Below are 1,802 nucleotides of genomic sequence, written 5' to 3' on the forward strand. Positions count from 1 at the left end.
GGCACCCACGAGCGACCGCTGAGCACGTCGAGCAGCGGTTGAGTGTCGCGCGGACCGCCGTCGCGTCGTGTGCCGCGCTGATCAGGCGGAGGTACAGGCAACGGCCGCTGCGCGGCCACCACACGCCAATGCTCCAGCGTCCAACGCACCGTCACCGACTGCACGTACCAGCCACCCGCCAAACCCGCCTCCGGGCCGGCGACCACGCCATCGGTCGCTGACCCGCTGAGCGCGCAGAGCAGCAACCGCGCCGTCACCTCGGCTAAACACCGGTACCGTCGACCACCCCAACGCCCGCCACGTCGGCGTGTTGTCCGCCGCAGGAAGATCCAGCAACGCCATCGCGTACCGTGATCGCGTAGCGACGTTGTCGGATTACCTCTGCGCGAAGCGTTCGGTCGAGAGGCTCAAGATCAGGAATGACGATTCCCAGCCTTGGGAATAGCGCCGCGACGGCGCGGGTGACCTCCAGATCTTGAGCCGCCGTGAATGCGCTCATGCTCTGATAGTTCACGGTAATGAACTCACACACGTGACCATCGAGTTCATAGATTTGACTATCGTCAACCGCAAGCAGCGCCTCATCGACGAAGGCCGATCGTCGGGGATCCTGTCGTCGTTGACGAGGTAAGAAAATATCTTCGGCCATCCCTCGCGAGACAGGGCTGCCGCAGGGCCCCGGCAGAGTCGTGGCGCGTGTCCGGCTTGCGCTGGTTGGTGTAGACGCGCCCGTGTGGGGAGATGCAGGGCGGGCATGACTACTTCTGAAGATCATCGAGGTTCTCGAGGCCTTGTTGATCTGTTCGAAGTGAGCCATGCCCGCGCTGCCATCATCGCTGATCTCATCGTTGTCTTGCGCACCAGCCGGGTTGTCCGCGCCGGTTCATGCTCCCGGGCTGCTCGCGGCGTTGGCGGGACCTGCCCGATCCGCGGGCCCGCCGGGGAGTCCGCCATGCGCTGTGCACGGTGGTCGGGGCGGCGGTCTGCGCGGTGGTCGCCGGCTGCCGCTCGTACACGGCCATCGGTGAACAAGTCGCGGATCTGCCCGCGGACACCACGCAGATGCTGGGTATCGACCCGCGGCGGCGTCCGTCGGAGGCGATGCTCCGCCGGCTGCTGCAGGGCCTGGACGCCGACCGGCTGACCGCGGTGATCGCCGCGCGGCTGGCCACCCGGATCCCCGCGACGGGTGCGAGGCGGGCGATCGCGGTCGACGGCAAGAGCATCCGCGGGTCCCGCACTGCCAGCAGCGCCGCCCGGCATGTCCTGGCCGCCTGTGAGTGGGGTTGTCAAGTGGTGCGGTGGTGGGTGGTGATGGTGCGGTAGAGCTGTCGGGCGATGTAGCGCTTGAGGCAGCGGGTGATTTCTCTGGTGGTGCGGCCTTCGGCGCGGCGTCGGTTGATGTAGTCGCGGGTTTCGGGGTGGATGCGGCGGCGGGTCAGGGCGATGGTGTGTAGGGCGCTGTTGAGGGTTCTGTCGCCGCCGCGGTTGAGGCGGTGTCGGTCGGTGCGGCCGCTGGCCACGGGTATGGGGGCGGCGCCGGCGAGGGTGGCGTAGGCGGCTTCTGATCGGACGCGGCCGGGGTGTGACCAGGCGGTGAGGGCGATCGCGGCGGTGACGGGTCCGACTCCGGGTTGGTCGAGTAGGGGTGGGCACAGGTCGGTGACGAGGGCGCGTAGGCGTCGGTGGTTGCCGTTTCGGGCGGGCCTGAGAGGACGTCTGATTCACGTATTTTGTGTGTGTTGTGGTTTTAGTCGTCTCGCCAGGTTGGGGTGGTTTCGGTGGTGAGGCGTTTGGCGAGG

3 protein-coding genes and 1 pseudogene are annotated in these 1,802 nt (G+C 67.5%); 1 reads left to right on the forward strand and 3 read right to left on the reverse strand.

What is annotated here, in order from left to right; translation table 11 throughout:
• Together ABZS40_RS36635 and ABZS40_RS36640 are read right to left on the reverse strand one after the other, a co-directional pair.
• Positions 1 to 257 (reverse strand): hypothetical protein (locus ABZS40_RS36635; protein ID WP_354949319.1); only part of this gene is annotated, 257 nt, incomplete at its 3' end.
• A gap of 5 nt (positions 258 to 262) precedes the next feature.
• Positions 263 to 649 carry a hypothetical protein gene (locus ABZS40_RS36640; RefSeq protein WP_354949321.1) on the reverse strand — a complete coding sequence of 129 codons (387 nt, stop codon included), beginning with the start codon at positions 647 to 649 and terminating at the stop codon, positions 263 to 265.
• 317 nt (positions 650 to 966) lie between these two features.
• On the opposite strand from ABZS40_RS36640, the gene ABZS40_RS36645 reads away from it, so the two are divergent.
• Positions 967 to 1,326: a transposase family protein gene (locus ABZS40_RS36645; RefSeq protein ID WP_354949323.1), complete on the forward strand. Its 360-nt coding sequence runs from the start codon at positions 967 to 969 to the stop codon at positions 1,324 to 1,326.
• On the opposite strand, the pseudogene ABZS40_RS36650 reads toward ABZS40_RS36645, so the two are convergent.
• Positions 1,290 to 1,649: pseudogene (locus ABZS40_RS36650) on the reverse strand (transposase); the annotation flags it as partial. The gene ABZS40_RS36645 and the pseudogene ABZS40_RS36650 sit on opposite strands and share 37 nt — an antisense overlap.
• Between the last annotated feature and the right edge of the window lie 153 nt (positions 1,650 to 1,802).

The organism is Micromonospora sp. NPDC005324, assembly GCF_040607155.1.
Classification (GTDB): domain Bacteria; phylum Actinomycetota; class Actinomycetes; order Mycobacteriales; family Micromonosporaceae; genus Micromonospora; species Micromonospora trifolii.

Bases quoted from the DNA above. Each gene is read 5' to 3' on its own strand.
- ABZS40_RS36640 (WP_354949321.1), bottom strand. From the start codon at position 649: ATGGCCGAAGATATTTTCTTACCTCGTCAACGACGACAGGATCCCCGA.